This is a genomic window from Ruegeria sp. CDSC002, assembly GCF_059610905.1.
On the sequence record NZ_JBXWOM010000005.1, the window covers coordinates 148,090 to 172,269 of the forward strand.

A 24,180-nucleotide genomic window follows, 5' to 3' on the forward strand; every position below is an offset into this window, starting at 1 on the left:
AGAAAGGGCCGCCTGTATCGGCGGCCCTGTTTGTCTTACTGAGACGGTCCGTTGGGATTGAACGCCGACAAACCTTTGAGGATGTCGATGGCGTAAGCCAGCTGATAATCCTCTTCCCGCAATTCAGCCGTGGCTTCGGCTTTGGCGCGGTCTTCTTCGATCTGACGAATTTCATCTTCGCTGAGGCTGTCATTGTTCAGGCTGCCGCGCAGGTCAGCTTCGGACCGCGTGCGGGCGTTGGCTTCCTCTTCCTCGGCATCCGGCGCAGGGCGCGGTTGTTCAACGATGATGTCGGGGCTGACGCCAAGTGCCTGAATTGACCGGCCCGAGGGCGTGTAATAGCGCGAGGTCGTCAGACGCATTGCACCATCGCCACGCAGCGGCATGACCGTTTGCACCGATCCTTTGCCAAAGCTCTTGGTGCCGACAACGATCGCGCGACGGTGGTCTTGCAGCGCGCCGGCCACGATTTCCGATGCAGAGGCGGACCCGCCATTAATCAGGACAACGATTGGTTTACCTTCGGCCAGATCACCCGCTGTTGCATTGAAACGCTCACCGTCGCTTGGGTCACGACCACGGGTGGACACGATCTCGCCTTCGTTCAGGAACGCGTCCGAAACTTTGATCGCCTGGGTCAGCAGCCCGCCAGGATTGTTCCGCAGGTCAAGGACAAAGCCATTGACCTTGTCCAGACCACCAGCTTCTTCGATCTGTTCATTCAGGCCTTCCTGTAGGTTCGGGAAAGTCTGGTCGTTGAATGTGGTGACACGCAGAACAACGCTGGTGCCTTCGGTTCGGGCACGCACGGCTGTTAGCTTGATGGTGTCCCGGATAATGGTGATGTCGAACGGCTCTTGTTCGCCCTCACGAACGACGGTGATCACGATTTCCGACCCGACCGGGCCACGCATCAGATCGACGGCCTTGTCCAATGTCAGGCCAAGGATGCTTTCCCCATCGACATGAGTGATGAAATCACCCGCTTCGATCCCCGCCTCATCTGCCGGGGTATCGTCGATCGGCGAGACAACTTTGACATAGCCTTCCTCTTGCGTGACCTCGATGCCCAATCCACCGAATTCACCACGTGTCTGCACGCGCATCTGCTCAGCATCATCTGGCGAAAGGTAGCTGGAATGCGGATCAAGCGACGTGAGCATACCGTCGATGGCCGCTTCGATCAGCTCTTCCGGCTCCACGTCTTCGACATACTGGGCGCGGATACGTTCAAAAATATCCCCGAACAGATCCAGTTGCTCGTACACGCTGGCCTTCCGGTCAGCCTCTTGCGCCAGCAAAGGACCAGCAATTTGTGTAGTTGCGATTACACCTGCCACGGTTCCGGCCAGACCGGCCATCAGAAATTTCTTCATACTCGTTTATCCATCCTTGTCGGTCCGAAACCATGATTCCGGGTCCACGGGGCTATTATTCTGTCTTACCTCTATATAGAGCGTTTCTGACCGGCCAGTTCCAGTGCCATCACTGCTTGTTGACAAAATTGCGCCGATTTCGGGCGATTCACCCGGCATCAAACCCACCGGAGTGCCTTCGGGGATCACCTCGCCCATGTCTCCGTAAACGTCTTGCAGGCCGGCGAACACGAACAACAAGCCTGGTTGCGGCTCGAGGATCATGACGTTCCCGAGTTCCAGCAATGGTCCACGGTACCGGATTGTTGCCGCGGTTGGCGCTGTAACAATTGCCCGCGGACGGGTGGCCAGAACCACACCGGGACGCGTCACACCAGCCGCATCAGTCTCATCCGCGCGGTGCAAAACAACGCCTTGGGTCGGCAATGCAATCCGCCCTTTGCGGTCAGATACATCCGCATCTGTTTCGGCAATTTCGCCTTCCGAGATTTCGGACAATCCACTGGCAAAGCCGTCCAACGTCTCGGTTGATGAAATCAGGATGGCCGTGCGAACCGGATCTTCGACAAAGCGACGGGGCAAATCCGTGCGGTCAGCGATGGCTTCACTGAGGCTGGTGCGCGCGTTTTGCACACCTGTTAATCCTTCGACCAGAGTGTCTGCAGCACTTTGCTGAAGTTTCCGAAGGGTCTGGACTTCTTGCAGATCACGGGCCAGTGCCTGCGCGCGCGCGTTCAGTCCGGGAGTAACTTCGGACAGCATCATGCCTGCCCGCGCGGAACCAAGGGGCCCGGACGGGTGCAGCATCAGAACGGGTGGTGCCGTGGTCTCAATAGTCTGCAACACACCCAGCAGCTGCGCGACCTCCTGTTCCCGCGACCGCAATTCTGCTGTCAGCTGTGCCTCGCGGGTCGCTGCCATGCGCAACCCGTCCCGCATCGCTGAAAGCCCGGCCTCATAAGCCTGGATAGTTTCGGTCAGGGCACGCACGCGGTCGCGGGCACCGTCGGCTTCAGTCAGGTTGATCGAGGCCTGTTCCAGCATGCGCGCCGCATTCAAAGCTGCTGTGGACGGATCATTCTGCGCGCTGGCAGGCGACGCAAGACATATCGCAAAGATAAGCGCGCGCATCCTCATGACAGCAGGCTCTTCCCCGTCATCTCGGGCGGTTGCTCAAGACCCATCAAGTCCAGCAGCGTCGGGGCTAGATCGGAAAGGCGGCCGTTTCGCAGCGATGCATCTTTTGGTCCACCGACCAGCGCCACGGGAACCGGGTTCAGAGTATGCGCGGTGTGCGGCCCGCCGGTTTCGGGGTCAACCATGACCTCGCAATTGCCGTGATCCGCTGTGACGATCATCGCGCCACCGACCTTGTTCAGCGCCGCGACAACCTGCGACAAGCCCTGATCGACGGCCTCACATGCCTTGATTGCGGCTTGCAGATCGCCCGTGTGACCAACCATGTCGGGGTTGGCATAATTGGTGATGATCAGGTCATAGCCTGCCTCGATCGCCTCGACAAACTTCGCCGTCACTTCGGCCGAAGACATCTCGGGCTGCAGGTCGTAGGTGGCCACTTTGGGCGATTTCGGCATAAACCGGTCTTCGCCTTCCTCGGGCGTTTCCTTGCCGCCATTGAGGAAGAATGTGACATGGGGGTATTTTTCGGTCTCGGCCAGACGGAACTGGCGCAACCCCTTCTTGGCAACCCACTCACCCAGAGTGTTCACGATTTTCCGCTTGGGGAACACGGTTGTCATATAGGCATTGTGACCGTCGGAATATTCGACCATTCCCAACAGGGCGGAAAGCTGCGGGCGCGGGCCGGTATCGAAGTCCGAAAAGCCCGGTTCGCCAATCGCGCGCAAGATTTCACGGGCGCGGTCCGCTCGGAAATTCAGACAGAAAACCCCGTCACCATCCTGAATGCCGTCGTAACCTTCCAGAACAGTAGGAGCGATGAACTCATCGGTTTCAGACTGGTTATATGCGTGATCCACAGCGCCATGCGCGGTTGTGGCAGCCCGACCCTGGCCTTTGACCATCGCATCATAAGCCTCGCTGACGCGTTCCCAGCGATTGTCCCGATCCATTGCAAAATACCGACCACAGACCGTGACGATGCGCGCCCCGTCGGGCAAACGATCTTCAAGCTCAGACAGGTAAGTAAATGCCGATTTCGGAGCGACGTCGCGCCCGTCCGTCATGGCGTGCAGCGCCACCGGAACGCCTGCATCAGTAATAGCCTTGGCAGCAGCGACGATGTGATTCAAATGGCCATGGACGCCACCGTCCGAGACCAAACCCATCAGGTGCGCCGTTCCACCTGCTGCCTTCACCTTTGCTATGAAGGTCTGCAATGCGGCATTGTCGAAAAAGCTGCCATCTTCAATTGCCAGGTCGATCTGCCCCAGATCCATCGCAACAACGCGGCCCGCCCCGATATTGGTGTGACCCACCTCGGAATTGCCCATCTGGCCGCTGGGCAAGCCAGCATCCGGGCCATGTGTAATAATGGTCGCGTGCGGCCCATTGGTCATGATCGCATCAAAGGTCGGAGTATTTGCAAGGTACGGCGCGTTAGACCGTGTGTCTTCGGACAGGCCCCAACCATCAAGAATGCACAGGACGACGGGTTTGGGGGCGGTCATTGCGGCTCTCCGGATTTCTGCTCTGGTCGGTCTTGTATCGCCTGCCCTCGGGCAATTGAACCTTATTTTGTGCGCGGATGTGCAGATTTAATACTCAGTCCGCTCAATCCTTGTTTATCAAATCCGTATACGGACGCGTCGTGCGACCGCGATACTTGACGGTCAGGTCCAGCGGCGCATCGTTTTCATCATAGACCCCGATCACGATCCCCCTGCCCCGGCTTTTGCTCCGCATCTCAATCAACTGCTGTTCCGACCGTGTCGTGCGCTGCGACTGGCGGCGTGTCCAAACGAACAGGTGGTCGTACATTGTGGCAACAATATCGGCGTGATCGGCACTGTTCCCCAGATCAAACAGGATAGACCGATGACCGCCTTCGCAGTGGGTCAGCTTCCACTTTTTGTTGGCTGCCATGAACATGACTGCGTCCCGGACAGAGGCATTTAACATGTCTGCAATTGGTGATGCAGAGTAATCGTACTCACAAATCACCACGTCGCGGGGTGTTTCGTTCTGCTGCCCATGCAGGATCGGAAGCAAGGAGTGCCCCTCAATAATATGCCCTGCGATCTCACCGCCCGCCACATCCACAAATGTCGGAGCAAGGTCGATGGATTCAACCAGTGCATCGCTGACAGTGCCACGCGTTCCGTCTGCTTCGGGTGACGGGTCATAGATAATCAGTGGCACCTTGGTTGATGCGTCCTGAAAGAACGTTTTCTCGCCCATCCAGTGATCGCCCAGAAAATCGCCGTGATCGGAGGTCAGCACGATCATCGTGTCCTCCATCCGGCCAGTTTTCTCCATCCAGTCAAACAGTCGCCCCATCTGGTCATCGGCTTGCTTGATCAGCCCCATATAGGCCGGGATCACCGCATCACGTACATCCTGCCGCGAGAATGTCTGCCCGACTTTAGTATCCATGAATGCCTTGAGCACCGGATGCGCATTCTGACGTTCCGTGTCGGAGCGCACGACCGGCAGAACATGTTCCGGCCCGTATATCGAGGCATAAGGTTCCGGCACGATGTATGGCCAATGCGGCTTGATAAAGCTCAGATGACAGCACCACGGGCCATCATGGGTGTCCATGAATTCGATGCCACGTCCGGTCAGATAAGGGGTTTCGCTGTCCTTTTCCGCTATGTTGGCCGCCTCGGTTGAGTTCTTTAAAAACCAGCCGAACAGGACATTGCCGTCCTCATCCAGCCCCGAATTGGCAAAGTCGTGCCAGGGGTTGTCACTCTCATACCCTTTAGCAGCCAGATGCTTATTGTATTCCTGTGCGGCAATTCGGATCATAAAATCCGTCGGGTCCTTCAGGCAGCATACCGTCATCGCGTTCATATACATCAAACCCGCATTCCGCGACACGCGCGCCGATCAGACTGTCAGGCTCCAACCCCAGCCGCTCCATTCCTTCCGCATCTGCGCGCATATGGGTCTTGCCGACCAACCAGCAGTCCATGCTTGCGTTGCGCAGGTGATCCCCCATCGTGATTTCACCAACTTTCAGCGGAATGCCATTCCATGAGGCGCCGTGTGAATGCACGTAGCGGCCGGTATAAGTCGACATGCGCGAACTGCCGCAAATCGGGGACTGGATGTAGGCCCGATCAAAGCGGACTCCGTCAGCAGCCAGCCGGTCAATGTTCGGGGCGTGCAAATGCGGATGCCCGTAACAGCTAAGATAATCCCAGCGCAGCTGATCGAACATGATAGACAGGATGTTTTTGCCTTTGGCCAAACCCGCGCTCTCCCGCAAGATGCCTCAGGGGTCTATTTAGCCATTACCATCACTATAGCGAAGCGCAATCTGCGTTCAGGCCTGACGCTCCATCTGCTCAAGCATCTTTTTGGCACGTTTGCATTGCAACTGATCACGCAAGGGCGAATTGGGATCGACATCCTTTTTGCAGACCACACATTTGTCCGCGCCCGAGATTGCGTTCAGACCACCACAGCTGCCTTTGATCGTCTTGCCCATCAGCATGACGCCCAGCGACATGCCAACCACGATGATCAAAAGCAGAAAAAACGCTATGATAAAGGTGCTCATCCCGGTTCCTACCTGTCAGTTGGTGCCCAGTGCGTCTTTGAACGCAGTGCTGTGAACCGTAATATAGGCATCGTCGCCGCCTGTCACATCCCGCGAGATAAAATACACGGCAAGTTTATGTTCTTCTGCCAGCTCCAGGCCCTTATCCTGACCCAGCGCTAACATCGCCGTCGCCCAGGCATCAGCCATCATCGCATTTTCGGCCAGAACCGTGACCGAGGTCGTGCGATGCGTGATCGGACGACCTGTTGTTGGATCGATGATATGCGAATACCGCACGCCGTCCTGTTCAAAGAAATTCTTGTAGTCGCCAGAGGTCGCCATACCGAGGTTGTCCAGCTCAACTACCAACTGCAGGTTTTGGGCCCCTGCTTCGGGCTTTTCGATCCCGATCCGCCAAGCCTCACCCTTGTCGTTCTGGCCCTTGGTGACCAAATCACCGCCGATCTCGACCATATAGTTTTCGATCCCAGCGTCGCGCAGAGTCGCAGCCACCGCGTCGATGCCATATCCTTTGGCGATTGCTGACAGGTTGATGCCCACACCAGCATCTGATTTGGCCAAAGTTCCGTTGTCGCTGTCCAACATCAGCAAGCGTTCCTGACCAACGCTTTCCAACGCCGCCTGTATCTCGGCATCTGATGGCACCGGATCTTCTGGCTTGCGCGGACCAAAGCCCCACAGTTCGATCAGCGGGCCAAGCGTTACGTCGAACGTGCCGTCCGATTTTTCGTGCACGTCATTTGCTGCACCTAAAACCAGCGCAAATTCTTCGGAAACCTCGGTGGGTTCGGTGCTGGACGACGCCGAAAATGTCGAAACCTCCGAGTTGGGGTCCCAGTTGGACATCTTGGCGTTCACGTCTGCCAATGTCTCTTCCACGGCAGAGCCCAATGCAGTCTCATCCACATCCGTGCCGATAGCGGTGATGTTGAATGTGGTACCCATGGTCTCACCGGACAGGTGCACAACCTCGGGTTCTTTGTCAAAGAGACATCCGGAAACAAGTGTTGCAACAGCCAGAACAGGCAAAAGGCGCATCGAGAGACCTCCAGAGGAAAACCGTGCCCGGCATATGCCAGCGGCCCCATGCAGAGTCAAACCGACTTCACAGCTTTAGCGGCAGGAAGCCTAACATAAGTAGCCCAATGCCGGCCGGCACACCGAACAACCAGGCTTTTTTTTGCCAGCCAACCGGCTGCTGTTTCCAGGCCATTCTAAAGTTATGCCCGCATACGACCACGGCAAAGAAAATCAGCACTGCGACGGGCGGGGTAAGGTACAAGTCAGACAAAAGGCCGGATATCCTTGTTTAGCGGCAGTTTTCCCCGGTTTGGGCATTTGCACCCTATACAGACCGCATTGCTGCGGTAAGGTGTAAGGGAAGCCATCTCAAAAATAAGAGGAGATTGCCAATGGCCCCAACCTCATATCAGCCCCCAACCCGCGGCGACAAGACCGATACAAGCACGCATAGCCAATCGGTTGAATCCAATCTGTCGCACTCGCAGACGACGGTGGCAAAATTGCTTGCGGGTAAAGGGGATGCTGTATTTGCGGTGCGCCCAAACGACACAATCCATTCGGTCGTGAATACCCTCAGTGAAAAGCGGATTGGTGCCGTGGTCGTGACCGACCAGAACGGTACCCTTCAGGGTATTCTGTCCGAACGCGACATCGTCCGGCGCATGGCTGACACGCCCGGCCAGACCCTGCCACAATCAGTCGAGGATCTGATGACGCGCGAGGTCAAGACATGTTCACCAGACGATTTGTTGAATGATGTCCTGAAAACAATGACCGAAGGACGTTTTCGCCACATGCCCGTTGTTGGCGACGGCAAACTGCGCGGCGTCGTCACAATCGGTGACGTTGTTCATTTCCGGCTGAAAGAGCTCGAGTATGAAGCGTTACGCATGAAACAAATGATCGTAGGCTAATCCTTCCGGCAGAAATCCCTTGACCTTGGCTGACTGACAGTATCCTTGATGCCAAAATTTGTTCGGTTATAGGTCGAGGGTAAATGAAGCACGTTCTGGTAACGGGTACAGCGGGATTCATTGGGTTCCATCTTGCAAAACTGTTGCTTTCGGAAGGATTCCGGGTGCACGGCTATGACGGGATGACCGATTACTATGATGTTGCGTTGAAAAACCGCCGGCATCAGATGCTGCTGCAAAACCCTGGGTTTTCCGTCACCGAGGACTTGCTGGAAAATCACGAAAAGCTCAAACAGGTTGGAGATGACTTTAAGCCTGACGTGATTGTGCACCTGGCTGGTCAGGCAGGCGTGCGTTACAGCCTGGAGGATCCGCGCAGCTATATCGACTCGAATATTGTGGGCACATTCAACGTGATGGAGGTTGCCCGCGAACATAAGGTTGAACACCTGTTGATGGCGTCCACCTCGTCGGTCTATGGCGCGAATGAGGTGATGCCCTTCACCGAGGTCGAAAAGGCCGACACGCCTCTGACCATCTATTCAGCTACCAAAAAGGCCAACGAGGCCATGGGCCATTCCTACGCGCATCTTTGGAACCTGCCCACAACTATGTTTCGGTTTTTTACCGTTTATGGCACTTGGGGGCGGCCGGACCTGGCGCTTTACAAGTTTGTGGATGCCATTCTGGATGACCGTCCGATCGATATCTACAATCATGGCGACATGTATCGCGATTTTACCAATGTGGATGATCTTGTCCGCGGAATCCGGCTGTTGATTGACAGCCCGCCCGTGCGCCCCGACAGCGCAGATGACATCGAAGAAGGCGACAGCCTTTCGCCCGTAGCGCCCTGGCGCGTGGTCAATATCGGAAATGGCGACAAAGTGCGCCTGTTGGATTTCGTCGAGGCGATCGAAGAAGCTGTCGGCAAGAAAGCAATCAGAAACTATATGCCCATACAGATGGGCGATGTCCCGGCCACTTGGGCCGATACCGATCTGTTGCAGCGATTAACCGGGTATCGCCCACAAACCGATTTCAAGGTCGGGATTGCCCAGTTCGTGGAATGGTTCCGCGACTATCACGGAAAATGAACTGAGTGCCGCATGCTCGAAACAGACCCCAATTCCCGTAAAATTGCCGTCATCGGCCTGGGTTATGTCGGCCTGCCACTGGCAGTGGCGTTTGCCGGGGTGGGCCCGGTCATTGGGTTTGATATCAATGCCAAACGCATTGACGCGTTGCGCGCGGGGCAGGATAGCACTCAGGAAGTTGACCCCAATGATCTGAGCGCTGCGACAGGTTTGACCTTTACTTCGGAACCTTCCGATCTGGCGGGATGTGATACCTTTATCGTTACGGTTCCAACGCCAATCACGGCGGGCAAACAACCGGATTTGTCGCCCTTGCTGAGTGCGTCCGAGACGGTCGGGCACATTCTGAAAAAAGGTGACCTGGTGATTTACGAGTCCACGGTCTATCCCGGCGCGACCGAGGAAGACTGTGTGCCAGTGCTCGAACGGGTCTCTGGGCTGAAATTCAACAGGGATTTCTTTGCCGGATACAGCCCGGAACGGATCAATCCGGGTGACAAGGCACATCGGATCTCGGACATTTGCAAGGTGACCTCGGGCTCGACACCCGAAGTTGCTGATTTGGTAGATGCGCTTTATGGCCGGATTATCGCGGCAGGTACACACAAAGCGGAAAGCATCCGCGTAGCCGAAGCCGCGAAAGTTATCGAAAACACTCAACGCGACCTGAACATCGCGCTGGTCAATGAATTGGCGATGATTTTTGGACGCCTGGGCATTGATACCGATGCCGTTTTGCGCGCAGCTGGCACCAAGTGGAATTTTTTGCCCTTCCGTCCTGGCCTGGTCGGCGGACACTGCATCGGCGTTGACCCTTATTACCTGACACATAAGGCAGAGGCGGTCGGCCATCATCCACAGATCATTCTGGCCGGGCGACGTCTGAACGACAGCATGGGCAGCTATGTGGTGTCGCAACTGGTGAAGCGAATGACTCGCGTCGGGATTGACGTCGGATCGGCGCGCGTGCTGGTCATGGGGCTGACATTCAAGGAAAACTGCCCGGATCTGCGCAACACAAGGGTCGTCGACATCATAGAGGAACTGAAGGATTACGGTATTGAGGTAGATGTGCATGACCCGCACGCCGATGCCTCCGAAGCACAGGTCGAGTATGGCATTTCCCTGGTCGACACCCCTAAGGAACACGCCTATGAAGGCGTCGTTTTGGCCGTCGCACATCGAGAGTTTTTGGATGTAGAGCCCGCGCAAATCAGAGCGTTCGGAAAAGACACAAGCGTGGTCTTCGACGTCAAGTCGGTCCTGCCGATAGAGGCCAGCGACCTTCGCCTTTGAGCACAAAAGAAAACCGGCGCGTATGAGCGCCGGTTCTTTATTTCTTACCCGCCGAAATCGTCGAGCATGATGTCTTCGCGGTCCACGCCCAAATCCAGCAGCATGTTGATGACCGACTGGTTCATGATTGGTGGGCCACACATATAGAACTCGCAGTCCTCAGGCGCAGGGTGGTTCTTGAGATATTCTTCGAACAGAACATTGTGGATAAAGCCGGTGTAGCCTTTCCAATCGTCCTCTGGCTGCGCATCCGACAGGGCAACATGCCATTCGAAGTTGTCGAATTCCTCGGCCAGAGTGTCGAAATCCTCGACAAAGAACATCTCTTTCTTGGACCGTGCGCCGTACCAGAAGCTGATTTTGCGGTCGCGATTTTCCAGACGCTTGAGCTGGTCGAAAATGTGGCTGCGCATGGGCGCCATACCGGCGCCACCGCCGATAAAGACCATCTCTTTCTGGGTGTCGCGGGCAAAGAATTCGCCAAACGGGCCCGAGATGGTGACCTTGTCACCCGGTTTCAGGTTGAAGATGTAAGACGACATCTGACCTGCTGGGATACCTTCGGAACCGGGAGGTGGCGAGGCAACGCGGACGTTCAGCATGATCATGCCTTTTTCGTCCGGGTAGTTGGCCATTGAATACGCGCGCTCGATCGGTTCGTTCACAACCGATTCATACTGCCACAGATTGAAGCGGTCCCAATCTTCGCGGTATTCCTCTTCCACGTCGAAATCAGTGTATTTCAACGCATGCGCAGGCGCTTCGATCTGGATGTATCCGCCAGCACGGAAATTCACGTCCTCGCCCTCGGGCAGATCCAGAGTCAGCGCCTTGATGAAGGTTGCCACGTTTTCGTTCGAGCGAACCGTGCATTCCCATTTCTTGACACCAAAGACCTCTTCAGGAACTTCGATGTTCATGTCCTGCTTGACCGCAACCTGACAGGACAGGCGGTCGCCGCAAGAGGCTTCGCGCTTGGTGATATGGCTTTCTTCAGTCGGCAGGATCGAACCGCCACCTGAATGCACACGCACGCGGCACTGCGCACAGGTGCCACCACCGCCGCAGGCAGAAGGCACAAACAGCTTTTCGGCCGCCAGTGTCTGCAGCAGTTTGCCACCTGCAGGAACGGAAATGGTTTTTTCACCGTTGATAGTGATGTTCACATCGCCAGTCGATACCAGTTTCGAACGGGCGGCCATGATGAGGGCCACCAAAGCGACAACGATCAGGGTGAAAAGGACGACGCCCAGGCTAAAAGTTTCCATTCGTCCCTCCTTACAGCTTAACGCCCGAGAAAGACATGAAGGCCATCGCCATCAGTCCCGCGGTGATGAAGGTGATGCCAAGACCCTGCAAGCCATCCGGAATATCCGAGTATTTCAGCTTTTCACGAACGCCCGCCATAGCGGTGATCGCCAGTGCCCAGCCAAAGCCCGAAGACACACCATAAGTGGCTGCTTCGGCAAAGTTATAGTCACGCTCGACCATAAACAGCGATCCCCCCAGAATGGCGCAGTTCACTGTGATAAGCGGCAGGAAGATCCCCAGCGCGTTGTAGAGCGGCGGGAAGTACTTATCCAGAACCATCTCAAGGATCTGCACCATCGCCGCGATCACGCCAATGTAGGAGATCAGACCAAGGAAGGTCAGGTCCACATCAGGGAAACCCGCCCAGGCCAACGCACCGGGCTTCAGCAGATAACTGAGCAGCAGGTTGTTCGTGGGAACGGTAATCGCCTGAACGACCATGACCGAGATGCCCAGACCCAGCGCGGTCGAGATCTTCTTGGATACGGCGATGAATGTACACATCCCGAGGAAGAAGCTGAGCGCGAGGTTTTCAACAAAGATGGCCTTCACGGCCAGTGAAATCAGACCTTCCATCAGTGGGCCTCTACCTGCTGAATTTTGTATTCACGCTCTTCGACCTGGTTCGGCTTCCATGTGCGGAAGGCCCAGATGATCAAGCCGATGATAAAGAACGCGGACGGCGGCAGCAGCAGCATGCCGTTGGGCACGTACCAGCCACCATTGTTCACGGTTTCCAGAATGGTAACGCCAAACAGCGATCCGTTGCCGAACAGTTCGCGAATGAAGCCAACAAGCAGCAGGATCAGACCGTAGCCCATTCCGTTGCCCAAGCCGTCAATGAAGGACGCGACGGGCGGGTTCTTCATCGCAAATGCTTCGGCGCGGCCCATCACGATACAGTTGGTGATGATCAGGCCGACAAAAACCGACAAGGTTTTGGAAATCTCAAAGGCGTAAGCCTTGAGAACCTGATCCACCAGGATCACCAGCGAGGCGATGATCACCATCTGTACGATGATCCGGATCGAACCCGGGATCTGGTTGCGCAGGCATGAGATGAAGAAGGACGAGAACGAGGTCACGAAGGTAACCGCCAGCGCCATCACGAAGGACACCTGCAGCGAAGAGGTCACCGCCAGCGCCGAACAGATACCCAGCACCTGCAGTGTGATCGGGTTGTTGTCGACAAGCGGGTCGACCAGCATCTCTCTCTTGGTCTGGGACATCAGAACTCTCCTGCTTGCAGTTTGGCCAGGAACGGAGCGAAGCCCGCATCACCCATCCAGAATTTCACCAGGTTATCAACACCAACCGAGGTCAGCGTGGCACCGGCCAGCGCATCTACATAAAAGTCGGGGCCAGCGGCAGGTTGCGACTTGGATACTGTGATCTGCAGATCACCTGCATCGTCCCGCAGCTTCTTGCCGTTCCACAACGCTTTCCAACGCGGATTGTCCACCTCGGCGCCAAGACCGGGGGTTTCGCCGTGCTGATAGAATTGAAGGCCGTAGATATCGTTGCCGTTGTTTTCCAGCGCGATAAAGCCATAAAGCGTCGACCAAAGACCATAGCCGTGCAGCGGCAGGATCACCTTGTCCAACTCGCCGGATTCGTCGCGCAGCAGGTAGACAACACGGTACAACGCCTTGCGACCGATACCAGCCGGGTCATCGCCCAGCGCGACGCTCAGCTCTGGATCGCTTGCGGCGGCCAGATCGTCGAATGTTGCGGGATCGAACCGGTCGTCGACGAACTCACCTGTCGAAAGTTCAACAACGTGCGGCTCGAATGCGGCGAACGCCTCAGACACGTCGGTGCCGGGTTCGTAAACACCAGCAACCTGCAGAACGTTGATCTGCTTGTCCTTCAGCGCGTTGGCTTCTTGGACAGGGCGCAAGCTAACGGCTGCGGCGGACACAACCATCGAGGCCACCAGACAGACGGCGACGGCGATAAAGATCGTTTTACCGACCGAGTCCGGCGAGGCCGCCAGAAACTTGGCAATCGCGCCCTTGGGTTCTGGGGATTGCGTATCAGACATGGCGACGCGCCCTCCGTTTGATGTTTGCCTGAACGACGAAGTAGTCGATCAGCGGTGCAAAGACGTTACCGAACAGGATTGCCAGCATCATGCCTTCGGGGAAAGCGGGGTTCACCACACGGATCAACACAACCATGATACCGATCAGAGCACCGTAGATATACCGGCCCATGTTGGTATGGCTGGCTGAAACGGGCTCAGTCACCATGAAAGCCAGACCGAAAGCGTAACCGCCGACGACGACGTGCCAGTACCATGGCATCGCGAACATCGGGTTGGTATCCGACCCAATGAGGTTAAACAGCAGCGTCAGACCTATGGTCCCAGCCAGACAGCCGACAATCAGTCGGAAATTGGCGATGCGGGTCGTTAGCAGGAATGCCAGACCGATCATACAAGCCAGCGTTGATGTTTCACCAAAGCTGCCCTGCATCTGACCAAGAAACGCATTCCACCATGTCAGCCCCTCGGTGGCCAACGCCTGATATCCTTCTGAGGCGGATACCGACAGAGCTGTCGCGCCTGAAAAGCCATCAACCGGGGTCCAAACCGTGTCACCTGACATGTTCGCCGGATAGGCAAAGTACAGGAACGCACGACCGACGAGTGCTGGGTTCAGGAAGTTCTTGCCAGTGCCACCAAAGACTTCTTTACCAATCACCACCCCGAAGATGATGCCCAACGCAACCTGCCAAAGTGGCGTAGATGCGGGCAAGATTAGCGTGTAAAGCATGGAAGTTACAAGGAAACCCTCGTTCACTTCATGGCCGCGAACAGTCGCAAAGATGACCTCGAAGATACCGCCTGCAACCAGAGTGACGATGTAAATCGGCAGGAAATACATCATCCCGTGCATCACATTGGCAAAGATGCTGGCGGGGTTCAGCGAGATACCGAACATCTGCAGGATGGCGATCCGCCAGCCAGTGGCTGAATCGGGTCCAAGCGCGGCAATGGCCGAGTTTGCCTGAAAGCCGGTATTGTACATTCCCCACAGGATACAGGGGATCGTGGCGATCACGACATATGTCATGATCCGCTTCATATCCACGTAGGACCGCGCATGGGGTGCAACGGAGGTTACGGTTTTCGGAGTGTAGACGAAGCTTTCGACCATCTCGTAGATGGGGAAATACTTCTCGTACTTGCCGCCCTTAGTAAAGTTCGGCTCGATCCGGTCAAAGAAGTTGCGCAAACCCATTCGGATCAGCCCTCCTTTTCAATCTTTGTCAGGCAGTCGCGCAGCGCCAGCCCATATTCATATTTCGCCGGACAGGCAAAGCCGATAAGGCCAAGGTCCTCTTCGTCCAGCTCCAGCGCACCTAGCGCCTGTGCAGTATCGGTATCCATTACCAGCAAAGCGCGTAGCAATTGCGTCGGCAAATAGTCCTGCGGCATCAACTGTTCGAATGTACCGGTCGGAACCATCGCACGGCGTCCACCATTCAGATTGGACGTGAATGCAAACAGCTTCTTGGCAAAGGCCGAGCCAAGAACCGGCTGAACCGCGTATTTCGACGGCATCGGAAGAATCCAGCCCAACGTATGCTGATCATGGTCTTCGCGGATGATGCTGATCTGACGCGCGAAACGGCCCAGGTAAGCTTGTGGCCCCTCTGCATGACGGCCCGACAGGATCGAGCCCGAGATTACACGGGCCGTGCCGTCCACATTGATTTCGTCACGGGTAAGATCATCGGTCGAGGCCCCCATGACGGTGCGGATCAGGCGGGGTTGACGCGCGCCGGGGCCTGAAAGGGCAACCACGATGTTCGGATCCAGATGGCCGGTTTGCATCAGACGGCCAATCGCGATGACATCCTGATAGCCGATTGTCCAAACCTGCTTTTCACCGGCCAGCGGCTCAAGGAAGTGGATGTGGGTTCCAGCCAGGCCTGCGGGGTGCGGTCCGGAAAATGCTGCGGTTTCAACACCCGGAACGTCGGCGCCCGGCAGGGCTGCGCCCTCATTTTGGCACAGATACGTCTTGCCCTCGGTCAGCTTGGCAACTGCGCTCAGGCCGACAGCAAAGGCGTCACCTGCATCCTGGATAATGATCTCGGCATCAGCGGCCAGAGGCTCACTATCCATCGCGGTCACAAAAATTGCTGTAGGCTTGGTACCCGGTGCGGGCATCTTGGAATAGGGCCGCGTGCGGAAAGCAGTCCACAGGCCAGCCGCACATAGACGTTCGGTCACGCCCTCGGCGGTATCGGCGTTGCCCACAGCCGAGAAATCCAGACCTGTGTCGTTGACGTCCGAGACTTCGATTACGACGCTCTGCAACACCCGACGCGCACCACGGTTGATGGCCACGATCTTGCCGCTGAGCGGAGCGACCATCATCGCCTCGGGCACGTCCTTGTGGCAAAACAACGGTGTGCCCCGCTGAACCTCTTCACCCTCTTGAACCAGCATGCGCGGTTTCAGGCCCAGATAATCAGCCCCCAAAACCCCGACAGACCTGAATTCAGGACCCGGTTGGATCGTCTGCTCTGGCGCGCCTTGCACCGGCAGCTCCAACCCTTTTTTCAGTTTGAAAGTTTGCATGTCGCTACTGTCTTCCAAGCCTCTTTCCTGCAACACATCGTTCCCACCACTGCATAGTGGCACAAAACGATCTGTATGTGGGAGCCTGAGAGCAAAAAAGGCGCATAGCACCTGTTTTCATTCCAAGCTTCGTTTTGATCACGGTCCCTTTACGCGGGGATGTTGCCAAACGCAAACCCGTTGCTGCCTAAATTGCCGATATTTTGTCAAATTAACTTGAAGGGCTGCCTTTTGAACCTGTTGAAATTGCATATCGCACCCGCAACACTTCCGGTGTAAGCACCCGGGATGGAACCAAACAACGATTTTGAGATTTTTCTGGTGGCAACGCCCGGCCTTGAAGCCCCGCTGCATGCCGAAGCGGTCGAGCAGGGATTCGCAGATACAAAGCCGGTACCCGGCGGCGTCACCTGTCGCGGAAGCTGGCCTGAGGTCTGGCGCGCGAACCTGTGTCTGCGCGGTGCGAACAAGGTTTTGGTGCGATTGGGCGGGTTTCCCGCAGTTCATTTGGCACAACTGGATAAACGGGCCCGAAAATTTCCCTGGGCCGAATTTTTGCGTCCCGATGTGCCCGTCAAAGTCGAAGCGACAAGTCGAAAATCCCGAATCTACCATGCAGGGGCCGCCCGGCAACGTATCGAAGTGGCAATTACGGAAACTCTGGGCGCACCGGTTTCGTCCAATGCGGCCGTGCGCGTCCTGCTGCGCATCGAAAAGGACCTGTGCACATTTTCGATCGACAGTTCCGGCGAGCCTTTGCACAAACGCGGCCACAAACCGGCTGTCGCCAAAGCCCCGATGCGCGAAACGATGGCGGCAATGTTCCTCCGAGAGTGCGGATTTGATGGGTCCGAGCCAGTTTTGGATCCGATGTGCGGCTCTGGCACCTTTGTTATTGAAGCCGCCGAAATCGCGCTGGGGCTGCGCCCCGGCCGTTCTCGCAGCTTTGCCTTTGAAAATCTGCCAAGTTTTGACCCCAACGCCTGGTCCTCGATGCGCCAGCAACAACCTTTGGCCAAACCGGACGTCGTTTTTCATGGCTCAGACCGCAATAGCGGAGCGATTGAGGCCTCGACCAAAAACGCTGACCGGGCCGGGGTTGCCGATTTCACCATTTTTCAGGCGCGCTCGGTCAGCGACATAAAACCCCCGTCGGATGCCGCAGGTCTTGTTATTGTCAACCCACCCTATGGTGCCCGGATCGGGGATGAAAAACGCCTGCGATCCGTTTACGGCAGCTTGGGCAAGGTACTGCAAACCAAGTTCAAAGGCTGGCGTATCGGTATCGTGACCAGCAACGCAAGCCTGGCCCGATCCACCCGCCTGCCGCTGTTGCCCCCCGGGCCAATTGTGGACCACGGTGGCACCAAAATCCGACTGTATCAAACTGGTGTTTTAACCTGATCCGATGCCCGGGAACGACGAAGGCAATTCGCACAAACGACACGGAAACCCCCTTGCACATCCAAAAATGCAAGTATAGATCACGCGCCACGGTCGGAGTGTAGCTCAGCCTGGTAGAGCACTGTCTTCGGGAGGCAGGGGTCGGAGGTTCGAATCCTCTCACTCCGACCAATAAAACAAGGCGCCCAAGGGCGCCTTTGTTGTTTTCAGGACAGTGATCCAAATTTCGCTGAACCTGAGCATTGGCCGAACTCTAACGCATTGGCAGCTTTACGCAGGTGCTCGGGGCTATTAGGTACGCGGCGTCGCATTCCAAAGCTTTCGCCAAAGCCGAGACGCGATCCAATGCCACCTTGGAACTGGCCGCAAGGCGGTTCGTAGAAACGTTCCGGGGCTTTCAATCCAGACCAGACCATTTGATGTCTACCAACCACTTTTTTGCGGCCAAAATCGACGCTCGCCCAGTTTGGTCGACATGTGACAACAGCCATACATCGCGGGCGACCGGATTTGTCTGATCATCAAGTAAGAGGGCGCGGAGCCTTTTGTCGCCATCCGCGATTAACGATGGCAGCAGTGTTTTCCCTAGACCATTTGCCGTCGCTTCCAGTGCGGTTTCGACGTCCGCCACCCGGATATTGGCACGCCGCGTGCTTGAAGCAGAGATCGTTTTCTCAAGCCATTTGGCCTGCGGCAGGCTGGCGTTGGCATCATCATAGGTGATCCAGCCGAGATTTTCCGCGTCATCTGCTGAGATCTTTCGATCTACATATACGCCAAATTGCAGCTCGCCCAGTTTCTGGGCCTTAATGCGAAAGCCACCCTCGTATGGGCGGGCAAACCGCAGGGCCAGATCCGCCTCACGCCTGGAAAGGTCTAGATTGTCCGAGCTTGGAAACAGCTCGATCGTCAATTGAGGGTGCAACTGGCCAATCACGTCAATTTGGGGCACGAGAACGCGATTGATGATGACCGGTACAGAGGTGATCCGAACGACTCCTGACACGTGATCTGCCGTCCTGTCTGCACGTAATTGCAGCGCCCGGTTCGCGGACTCCATGGTTTCAGCGTAGCTGAGAATGTCCAAGGCAGCATCGGTGGGTTCATATCGTCCCGCAGCGCTGCTTAGAAACAGGGATAGGCCAAGATCAGATTCAAGCGCCTTGACCCTGCGTGCCACTGTTGTTTCGTTCACCCCTGTCGCCTGTGCGGCGGCTTTTAGCTTGCCGCCGCGAAACAGGGCCAGGAAATATCTAAGATCATCCCAGTTTGTGCTCTGCATTTCTGCAGACTAGACTGGCAGATTATCCAATTCAATCGGCGAAAATGCTGTGCATAGATGATGGTGTTCTAAATAGGAGAGCAGCTTATGAATTTCATCATTCTCTTCGAAGATGCACCGCAGGCCGACCCTGACACCCGTAAAAACCATATGGCGCAGCATCTAAGTTTCCTTGAACGTCACGCAAGTAAGATTGAAGCGGCCGGTCCGTTGTCAGATCCCGAAAGACAAGGGCGCGATGGGCTTTGGCTGGTCGATGTAGACTCGATAGATGACGCAGAAAGTCTGATCAGAGAAGATCCTTTCTGGGAGACAGGTTTACGTGCGTCCTACTCAATAATCCCCTGGAGGCTGGTTTTTTCGGCAGGGTCGCGACTGATCTAGAAACTGTATTGCTTTCGGCGGCCAAGAAGAACAGTCGCCGGATAGCCCAACAGCAAAGATGGATTTTATCGACCTTTCTCGGCGCTGCACGAACGGTGGCCCCCGGAATTGTCACATCATAATTTTCGCAAATAGGCCCAGGACACATATCCCTTGAGCTGACGCGCGCGATCAAGCGACACACGGCACCAACGGGTGCCACCAGTTTGTTCGCAACTGTGAACCCGCAGGGCGGTTCCATTTGGAAGCCCAACGATAACGATATACCCTGTTCCCGGCCCAGCACGCATTTTCAGCATGTCACCCTCTTCGACACCAAAAACCTCGTATCGTCCAAGTGAGGCCGCTTTTGCAGCCTCAGTGGTTATAAAGATCCCTAGAACAAATACCGCCAGGTGAAAGAAAATTGCGTTGCGCATCGGTTTTTCCTGCTTGTTGCCTCGGACATCATCTTAACGAACCGGATCGACAAGCGGAACGATTCCAGGCAATAACTTTAGGACGCCGACCGGTGTCCAAAGTGTGCTTAGCCTGAAATAGCGCGTCGTAAGGGCAAAACGGATGTTTAGTTTACGGATGTTCTCCCGGCACTTGGCCTTCGGCTGCGTTGGTTTAAAACCTGTATTGGTTGTCCTCATCCGCTCCCCGGACGTGCAGCGTCCGAATGCATGGCTGACGCAGGTCCTCACCTACATTGGGGGCATCGGTCGGACTTCATCGCCTAGCTTCAGGGATTTCCGCGCCCGGTAGCCTTGATCCGCAGGCCTCCATGCCGGTGAGACTGGGTTCGAGGTTTTCAAGAATTCTACTGCCGGATCTCGGTATAATCGTATTGAAGAAGGTTTCGCCCGGCATTCAGAAATTGAACTGGGTACAGTGATGAAACAAAACCGGTAAATTTCCAAAGCGGTACCTTGAAACCTGGGCGGCAATTGTATACCGGTGCATACAAATATGATCGAGCGGGTTGCCCCACGCCTCTCAACAGCAGCAGATTCACACAAAGCGGAAACAGCCATGAGCCAGTATTCAGACTACTTGGATGAAATTGAAACGCGCAAAGAACAAGGGCTTAGCCCGAAACCCATCGACGATGGTGCGCTGGTCGAGGAAATCATCGAACAAATCAAGGATACTGGTCATCCGCATCGCGCAGATTCGCTGCACCACCTGATTTACAACACGTTGCCCGGCACAACCAGTGCTGCGGGTGCGAAGGCAACGTTCCTGAAGTCCATCATCGTCGGCGAGGTAACTGTTGAGGAAATCTCGCCAGAATTCGCGTTCGAACTTCTGTCCCACATGAAGGGCGGACCGTCCGTTGACGTGCTTTTGGATGTTGCATTGGGCGACAAGCAGGACACAGCGGTTCAGGCGGGCGAGGTTCTGAAAACTCAGGTATTCCTGTACGAGGCTGACACAGACCGCCTGAAAGCCGCTTATGAGGCGGGCAACAAGATCGCTGCGGATCTCCTTGAGAGCTACTCCAAAGCCGAATTTTTCACCAAGCTGCCCGACGTGGACGAAGAAATCCAAGTTGTCACATATATTGCAGCCGAGGGTGACATCTCCACTGACCTTCTGTCGCCAGGCAATCAGGCGCATTCGCGTTCCGACCGCGAGCTGCATGGCAAATGCCTGATTTCCGAGGCCGCACAAAAAGAGATTGAAGCGTTGAAGTTGCAGCACCCCGACAGGCGCGTGATGCTGGTTGCGGAAAAAGGCACTATGGGCGTTGGTTCGTCGCGGATGTCGGGGGTCAACAACGTGGCGCTTTGGACCGGCAAGCAAGCCAGCCCGTACGTGCCTTTCGTCAATTTTGCACCTGTCGTGGCCGGCACAAACGGCATTTCGCCCATCTTTCTGACAACCGTGGGCGTCACCGGTGGTATCGGTGTCGACCTGAAGAACTGGGTCAAGAAAGTGGACGAGGATGGCAAGGCGATCCTCAACAACGATGGCAACCCGATTTTGGAACAGCGCTATTCGGTTGAGACCGGCACCGTGCTGACCATCAACACGAAAAAGAAAAAGCTCTATAGCGCGGATGGCAGTGAAGAACTGGTCGACATGGCCGGTTCGTTCACCCCGCAAAAGATGGAGTTCATGAAAGCCGGCGGCTCTTATGCCATCGTCTTTGGCAAGAAACTGCAGACATTTGCATGTGAGACGTTGGGCATCGAACTGAAGTCGGCCTTCGCCCCTGCGAAGGAAGTCAGCCATGAAGGTCAGGGGCTAACGGCTGTCGAAAAGATCTTTAATGCAAATGCGCGCGGAGCGACCCCGGGCAAAGTGTTACATGCCGGCTCTGACGTGCGCGCCAAAGTCAATATCGTGGGCTCTCAGGACACCACCGGTCTGATGACCAGCCAGGAGCTTGAGGCCATGGCTGCCACCGTCCTGTCACCCAGTGTCGATGGTGCATATCAGTCCGGCTGTCACACAGCTTCGGTCTGGGACCTCAAGGCGCAGGCCAACACCCCGCGCCTGATGGCGTTCATGCACAAATTCGGCCTGATTACTGCGCGTGATCCCAAGGACATGTACCACGCGATGACAGACGTCATTCACAAGGTGCTCAACGACATCACGGTGGATGACTGGGCCATCATCATCGGCGGCGACAGCCACACGCGGATGTCCAAAGGCGTGGCCTTTGGTGCGGACTCGGGCACGGTTGCGCTGGCGCTGGCCACGGGTGAGGCGACAATGCCTATCCCGGAATCCGTCAAGGTGACGTTCAAGGGCGAAATGGCACCGCACATGGATTTCCGTGACGTGGTGCACGCGACGCAAGCTCAGATGCTGGCGCAGCACGGCGACAACGTTTTCCAGGGCCGGATCATCGAAGTTCATATAGGTACGCTGCTGGCGGATCAGGCCTTTACCTTCACCGACTGGACGGCCGAGATGAAGGCCAAAGCGTCGATCTGTATCTCGAACGACGATACGCTGATTGAATCGCTGGAAATCGCCAAGTCGCGGATCAAGATCATGATCGAGAAAGGCATGGATAACGATGTTCAGATGCTGCAGGGCCTGATCGACATCGCGGACAAACGTATCGACGAAATTCGCTCGGGTGAAAAACCGGCCCTGCGCCCTGATGACAACGCCAAATACTTTGCCGAAGTCGTCGTGGATCTGGATCAGATCGTCGAACCGATGATCGCCGACCCGGATGTGAACAATGCCGATGTGTCCAAGCGTTATACCCACGACACGATCCGCCCGATCTCGTACTACGCTGCTGAAAAGAAGGTTGATCTGGGCTTTGTGGGCTCCTGCATGGTGCACAAGGGCGACATCAAGATCGTGGCCCAGATGTTGCGTAATCTCGAAGACGAGTATGGCAAAGTCGAATTCAAGGCCCCGCTTGTTGTTGCTGCACCGACGTACAACATCGTTGATGAGCTGAAGGAAGAAGGTGATTGGGCAATTCTGCAGAAGTATTCGGGCTTTGAATTCGATGACCTGTTCCCCAAGCAAACCGCTCGGACCGAGTACGAGAATATCCTCTATCTTGAGCGCCCGGGCTGTAACCTTTGCATGGGCAACCAGGAAAAAGCAGCCAAAGGCGACACCGTTCTGGCAACGTCCACCCGTCTGTTCCAAGGCCGTGTTGTAGCGGACAGTGAGACAAAGAAGGGTGAATCCCTTCTGGGTTCAACCCCGGTTGTTGTTCTGTCAGCCATTCTGGGTCGTACGCCGACGCTGGAGGAATATAAGGTCGCGGTCGAAGGCATCGACCTGACCAAATTTGCACCACCGATGGAAGTTCCCGGTACTGCCCGCTCGGTGCATTTCTAATACAATAGCGGGCTCGGCGAATGTTGCCGCGCCCGCTTTACCCCAAACTGCCCGACGCTTGGTAAAAACGGCGCATTACAATGGGGGTCAGGTACATCGGGATCTGATAGGCCCCGATGAACACCAAAAGTGGCGCCGTTACCTCGGGTGGCAACGCAATCAGGAAAATCGCGACATTCCGGTTTCCGGCGACAATGGACAAAGCGGTGGCTTTGTCGGCAGCCACTCGGTTGCGTGTCAGAAAATACATCACCAGTTGCGCGCCGAAATTGGCCAGACATGCGAACCCCACCCAAAAGGCCGCAAGCCCGGGATCAACAAGCGCAGTCGCGGTCACCGACGGCATCAAGCCGATCACAAAGACAGCGAGGGTGATCGTTGCCAACCCTTCAAGATCTTTGAGGGTAGTTTGTGACGGGTTTCTCAGAAACGCGAGGCGCAACAACACGGCTGCAACAGTCGCCCCCGCAATTGTCAAAAACAGGCGCAAGACGGTGATCAGAACGGATTGAAAGTCTCCCAACTCGGGCATCAGAACGAAGATGGGAAACACCGTCAGCGGCAATACGGCGGTCCCTATCACCATCAGGCGCATAGCGTGCTCCGCCGGATGTCCCATCATCAGGCACATGTTGGCACTTCCCGAGATGGACGGAGCCGCGGCCATGATCAGCAGAGACAAAAAGACCGGCGTACCGGTCCACCCACCGATTATGCCAATAGTCACAACTAGTAGCGGTAAAACCAGCTGGAATGCGATCACTGTGTTTGCCACCTGGCGTAAATCGACCAAGGAACCCAACAACAAAGCAGGCTCAATTCTAAGGACCGTCAGAAACAGCAGTAGTGCGACAAGCGGCGGCAATACTGCCCGCATCGGCTCGGCCAGCGCGGGCAGCAGCAATCCGGCGGCCAGCCCTGCGACCAAAACATAAGGACCGTTACGCGCCGCCAGATGAAGTGGGTTCAAAGCCC

Annotated in this window: 20 protein-coding genes, 1 tRNA gene and 1 pseudogene; 7 read left to right on the forward strand and 15 right to left on the reverse strand. The window is 56.0% G+C overall.

What is annotated here, in order from left to right; genetic code table 11:
* Positions 1 to 35 precede the first annotated feature (35 nt).
* The 6 genes and pseudogenes from AC2FJE_RS11070 to AC2FJE_RS11095 all read right to left on the reverse strand — a co-directional run bounded on the left by AC2FJE_RS11070 (position 36) and on the right by AC2FJE_RS11095 (position 7,128).
* Positions 36 to 1,376 (reverse strand): S41 family peptidase, encoded by a 1,341-nt coding sequence (locus AC2FJE_RS11070; RefSeq protein WP_058277149.1) that lies wholly within the window; start codon positions 1,374 to 1,376, stop codon positions 36 to 38.
* Between the two features lie 6 nt (positions 1,377 to 1,382).
* Complete coding sequence (locus tag AC2FJE_RS11075) at positions 1,383 to 2,513, reverse strand: murein hydrolase activator EnvC family protein (RefSeq protein WP_496760947.1); 1,131 nt, start codon at positions 2,511 to 2,513, stop codon at positions 1,383 to 1,385.
* Positions 2,510 to 4,027, reverse strand: a complete 1,518-nt coding sequence (gene gpmI / locus AC2FJE_RS11080; protein ID WP_496755983.1) for a 2,3-bisphosphoglycerate-independent phosphoglycerate mutase — start codon at positions 4,025 to 4,027, stop codon at positions 2,510 to 2,512. The genes AC2FJE_RS11075 and gpmI overlap by 4 nt, the downstream gene beginning before the upstream one ends.
* Before the next feature lie 103 nt (positions 4,028 to 4,130).
* Positions 4,131 to 5,745: pseudogene (locus tag AC2FJE_RS11085) on the reverse strand (sulfatase-like hydrolase/transferase).
* A 105-nt stretch (positions 5,746 to 5,850) separates the two neighbouring features.
* On the reverse strand, positions 5,851 to 6,087 hold the full coding sequence (gene nqrM / locus AC2FJE_RS11090) for a (Na+)-NQR maturation NqrM (protein ID WP_058272093.1): 237 nt from the start codon (positions 6,085 to 6,087) through the stop codon (positions 5,851 to 5,853).
* 15 nt (positions 6,088 to 6,102) lie between these two features.
* Entirely contained in the window at positions 6,103 to 7,128 is a 1,026-nt protein-coding gene (locus AC2FJE_RS11095; RefSeq protein WP_496760948.1) for an FAD:protein FMN transferase, read from the reverse strand.
* A gap of 374 nt (positions 7,129 to 7,502) precedes the next feature.
* Between AC2FJE_RS11095 and AC2FJE_RS11100 the strand changes: the two genes are divergently transcribed.
* The 3 genes from AC2FJE_RS11100 (at position 7,503) to tviB (ending at position 10,420) form a co-directional block, all read left to right on the forward strand.
* Entirely contained in the window at positions 7,503 to 8,027 is a 525-nt protein-coding gene (locus tag AC2FJE_RS11100; RefSeq protein WP_058277144.1) for a CBS domain-containing protein, read from the forward strand.
* A gap of 83 nt (positions 8,028 to 8,110) precedes the next feature.
* Positions 8,111 to 9,124, forward strand: a complete 1,014-nt coding sequence (locus AC2FJE_RS11105) for an NAD-dependent epimerase/dehydratase family protein (protein ID WP_282119414.1) — start codon at positions 8,111 to 8,113, stop codon at positions 9,122 to 9,124.
* 12 nt (positions 9,125 to 9,136) lie between these two features.
* Positions 9,137 to 10,420: a Vi polysaccharide biosynthesis UDP-N-acetylglucosamine C-6 dehydrogenase TviB gene (tviB, locus tag AC2FJE_RS11110; protein ID WP_496755974.1), complete on the forward strand. Its 1,284-nt coding sequence runs from the start codon at positions 9,137 to 9,139 to the stop codon at positions 10,418 to 10,420.
* A gap of 44 nt (positions 10,421 to 10,464) precedes the next feature.
* Here tviB and nqrF read toward each other — a convergent pair whose 3' ends face one another.
* Genes nqrF through AC2FJE_RS11140 form a run of 6 tightly spaced genes read right to left on the reverse strand, consistent with a single transcriptional unit; the run spans position 10,465 to position 16,325 of the window.
* Positions 10,465 to 11,688 (reverse strand): NADH:ubiquinone reductase (Na(+)-transporting) subunit F, encoded by a 1,224-nt coding sequence (nqrF, locus tag AC2FJE_RS11115; protein ID WP_058277141.1) that lies wholly within the window; start codon positions 11,686 to 11,688, stop codon positions 10,465 to 10,467.
* A gap of 10 nt (positions 11,689 to 11,698) precedes the next feature.
* Positions 11,699 to 12,307, reverse strand: a complete 609-nt coding sequence (nqrE, locus tag AC2FJE_RS11120) for an NADH:ubiquinone reductase (Na(+)-transporting) subunit E (protein ID WP_058272100.1) — start codon at positions 12,305 to 12,307, stop codon at positions 11,699 to 11,701.
* Positions 12,307 to 12,960, reverse strand: a complete 654-nt coding sequence (locus AC2FJE_RS11125) for an NADH:ubiquinone reductase (Na(+)-transporting) subunit D (RefSeq protein WP_058272101.1) — start codon at positions 12,958 to 12,960, stop codon at positions 12,307 to 12,309. Before AC2FJE_RS11125 ends, nqrE begins: the two co-directional genes overlap by 1 nt.
* The gene (locus tag AC2FJE_RS11130; RefSeq protein WP_496755972.1) at positions 12,960 to 13,775 is read right to left on the reverse strand and encodes a Na(+)-translocating NADH-quinone reductase subunit C; all 816 of its coding nucleotides are present in this window, start codon (positions 13,773 to 13,775) and stop codon (positions 12,960 to 12,962) included. Before AC2FJE_RS11130 ends, AC2FJE_RS11125 begins: the two co-directional genes overlap by 1 nt.
* Entirely contained in the window at positions 13,768 to 14,976 is a 1,209-nt protein-coding gene (locus AC2FJE_RS11135; protein ID WP_058277138.1) for an NADH:ubiquinone reductase (Na(+)-transporting) subunit B, read from the reverse strand. The genes AC2FJE_RS11130 and AC2FJE_RS11135 overlap by 8 nt, the downstream gene beginning before the upstream one ends.
* Before the next feature lie 5 nt (positions 14,977 to 14,981).
* Positions 14,982 to 16,325: a Na(+)-translocating NADH-quinone reductase subunit A gene (locus tag AC2FJE_RS11140; protein ID WP_282169690.1), complete on the reverse strand. Its 1,344-nt coding sequence runs from the start codon at positions 16,323 to 16,325 to the stop codon at positions 14,982 to 14,984.
* A 288-nt stretch (positions 16,326 to 16,613) separates the two neighbouring features.
* Between AC2FJE_RS11140 and AC2FJE_RS11145 the strand changes: the two genes are divergently transcribed.
* The gene (locus AC2FJE_RS11145; RefSeq protein ID WP_282169514.1) at positions 16,614 to 17,729 is read left to right on the forward strand and encodes a THUMP domain-containing class I SAM-dependent RNA methyltransferase; all 1,116 of its coding nucleotides are present in this window, start codon (positions 16,614 to 16,616) and stop codon (positions 17,727 to 17,729) included.
* 94 nt (positions 17,730 to 17,823) lie between these two features.
* Positions 17,824 to 17,900: transfer RNA gene (locus AC2FJE_RS11150), tRNA-Pro, on the forward strand.
* Between the two features lie 226 nt (positions 17,901 to 18,126).
* Here the strand turns inward: AC2FJE_RS11150 and AC2FJE_RS11155 are convergent.
* A complete protein-coding gene (locus tag AC2FJE_RS11155; RefSeq protein ID WP_282119411.1) occupies positions 18,127 to 19,011 on the reverse strand; it encodes a LysR family transcriptional regulator in 885 nt (294 codons plus the stop codon).
* Positions 19,012 to 19,098: 87 nt separating this feature from the next.
* Here AC2FJE_RS11155 and AC2FJE_RS11160 point away from each other — a divergent pair, with 87 nt between their 5' ends.
* Positions 19,099 to 19,395, forward strand: coding sequence for a YciI family protein (locus AC2FJE_RS11160; RefSeq protein WP_496760949.1), 297 nt, complete (start codon positions 19,099 to 19,101; stop codon positions 19,393 to 19,395).
* Between the two features lie 116 nt (positions 19,396 to 19,511).
* Here AC2FJE_RS11160 and AC2FJE_RS11165 read toward each other — a convergent pair whose 3' ends face one another.
* Complete coding sequence (locus AC2FJE_RS11165; protein ID WP_282119409.1) at positions 19,512 to 19,814, reverse strand: SH3 domain-containing protein; 303 nt, start codon at positions 19,812 to 19,814, stop codon at positions 19,512 to 19,514.
* Between the two features lie 598 nt (positions 19,815 to 20,412).
* Between AC2FJE_RS11165 and AC2FJE_RS11170 the strand changes: the two genes are divergently transcribed.
* Positions 20,413 to 23,205 carry a bifunctional aconitate hydratase 2/2-methylisocitrate dehydratase gene (locus AC2FJE_RS11170; protein ID WP_496760950.1) on the forward strand — a complete coding sequence of 931 codons (2,793 nt, stop codon included), beginning with the start codon at positions 20,413 to 20,415 and terminating at the stop codon, positions 23,203 to 23,205.
* Positions 23,206 to 23,242: 37 nt separating this feature from the next.
* Here the strand turns inward: AC2FJE_RS11170 and AC2FJE_RS11175 are convergent, their stop codons facing one another.
* Complete coding sequence (locus AC2FJE_RS11175) at positions 23,243 to 24,175, reverse strand: hypothetical protein (protein ID WP_496760951.1); 933 nt, start codon at positions 24,173 to 24,175, stop codon at positions 23,243 to 23,245.
* Between the last annotated feature and the right edge of the window lie 5 nt (positions 24,176 to 24,180).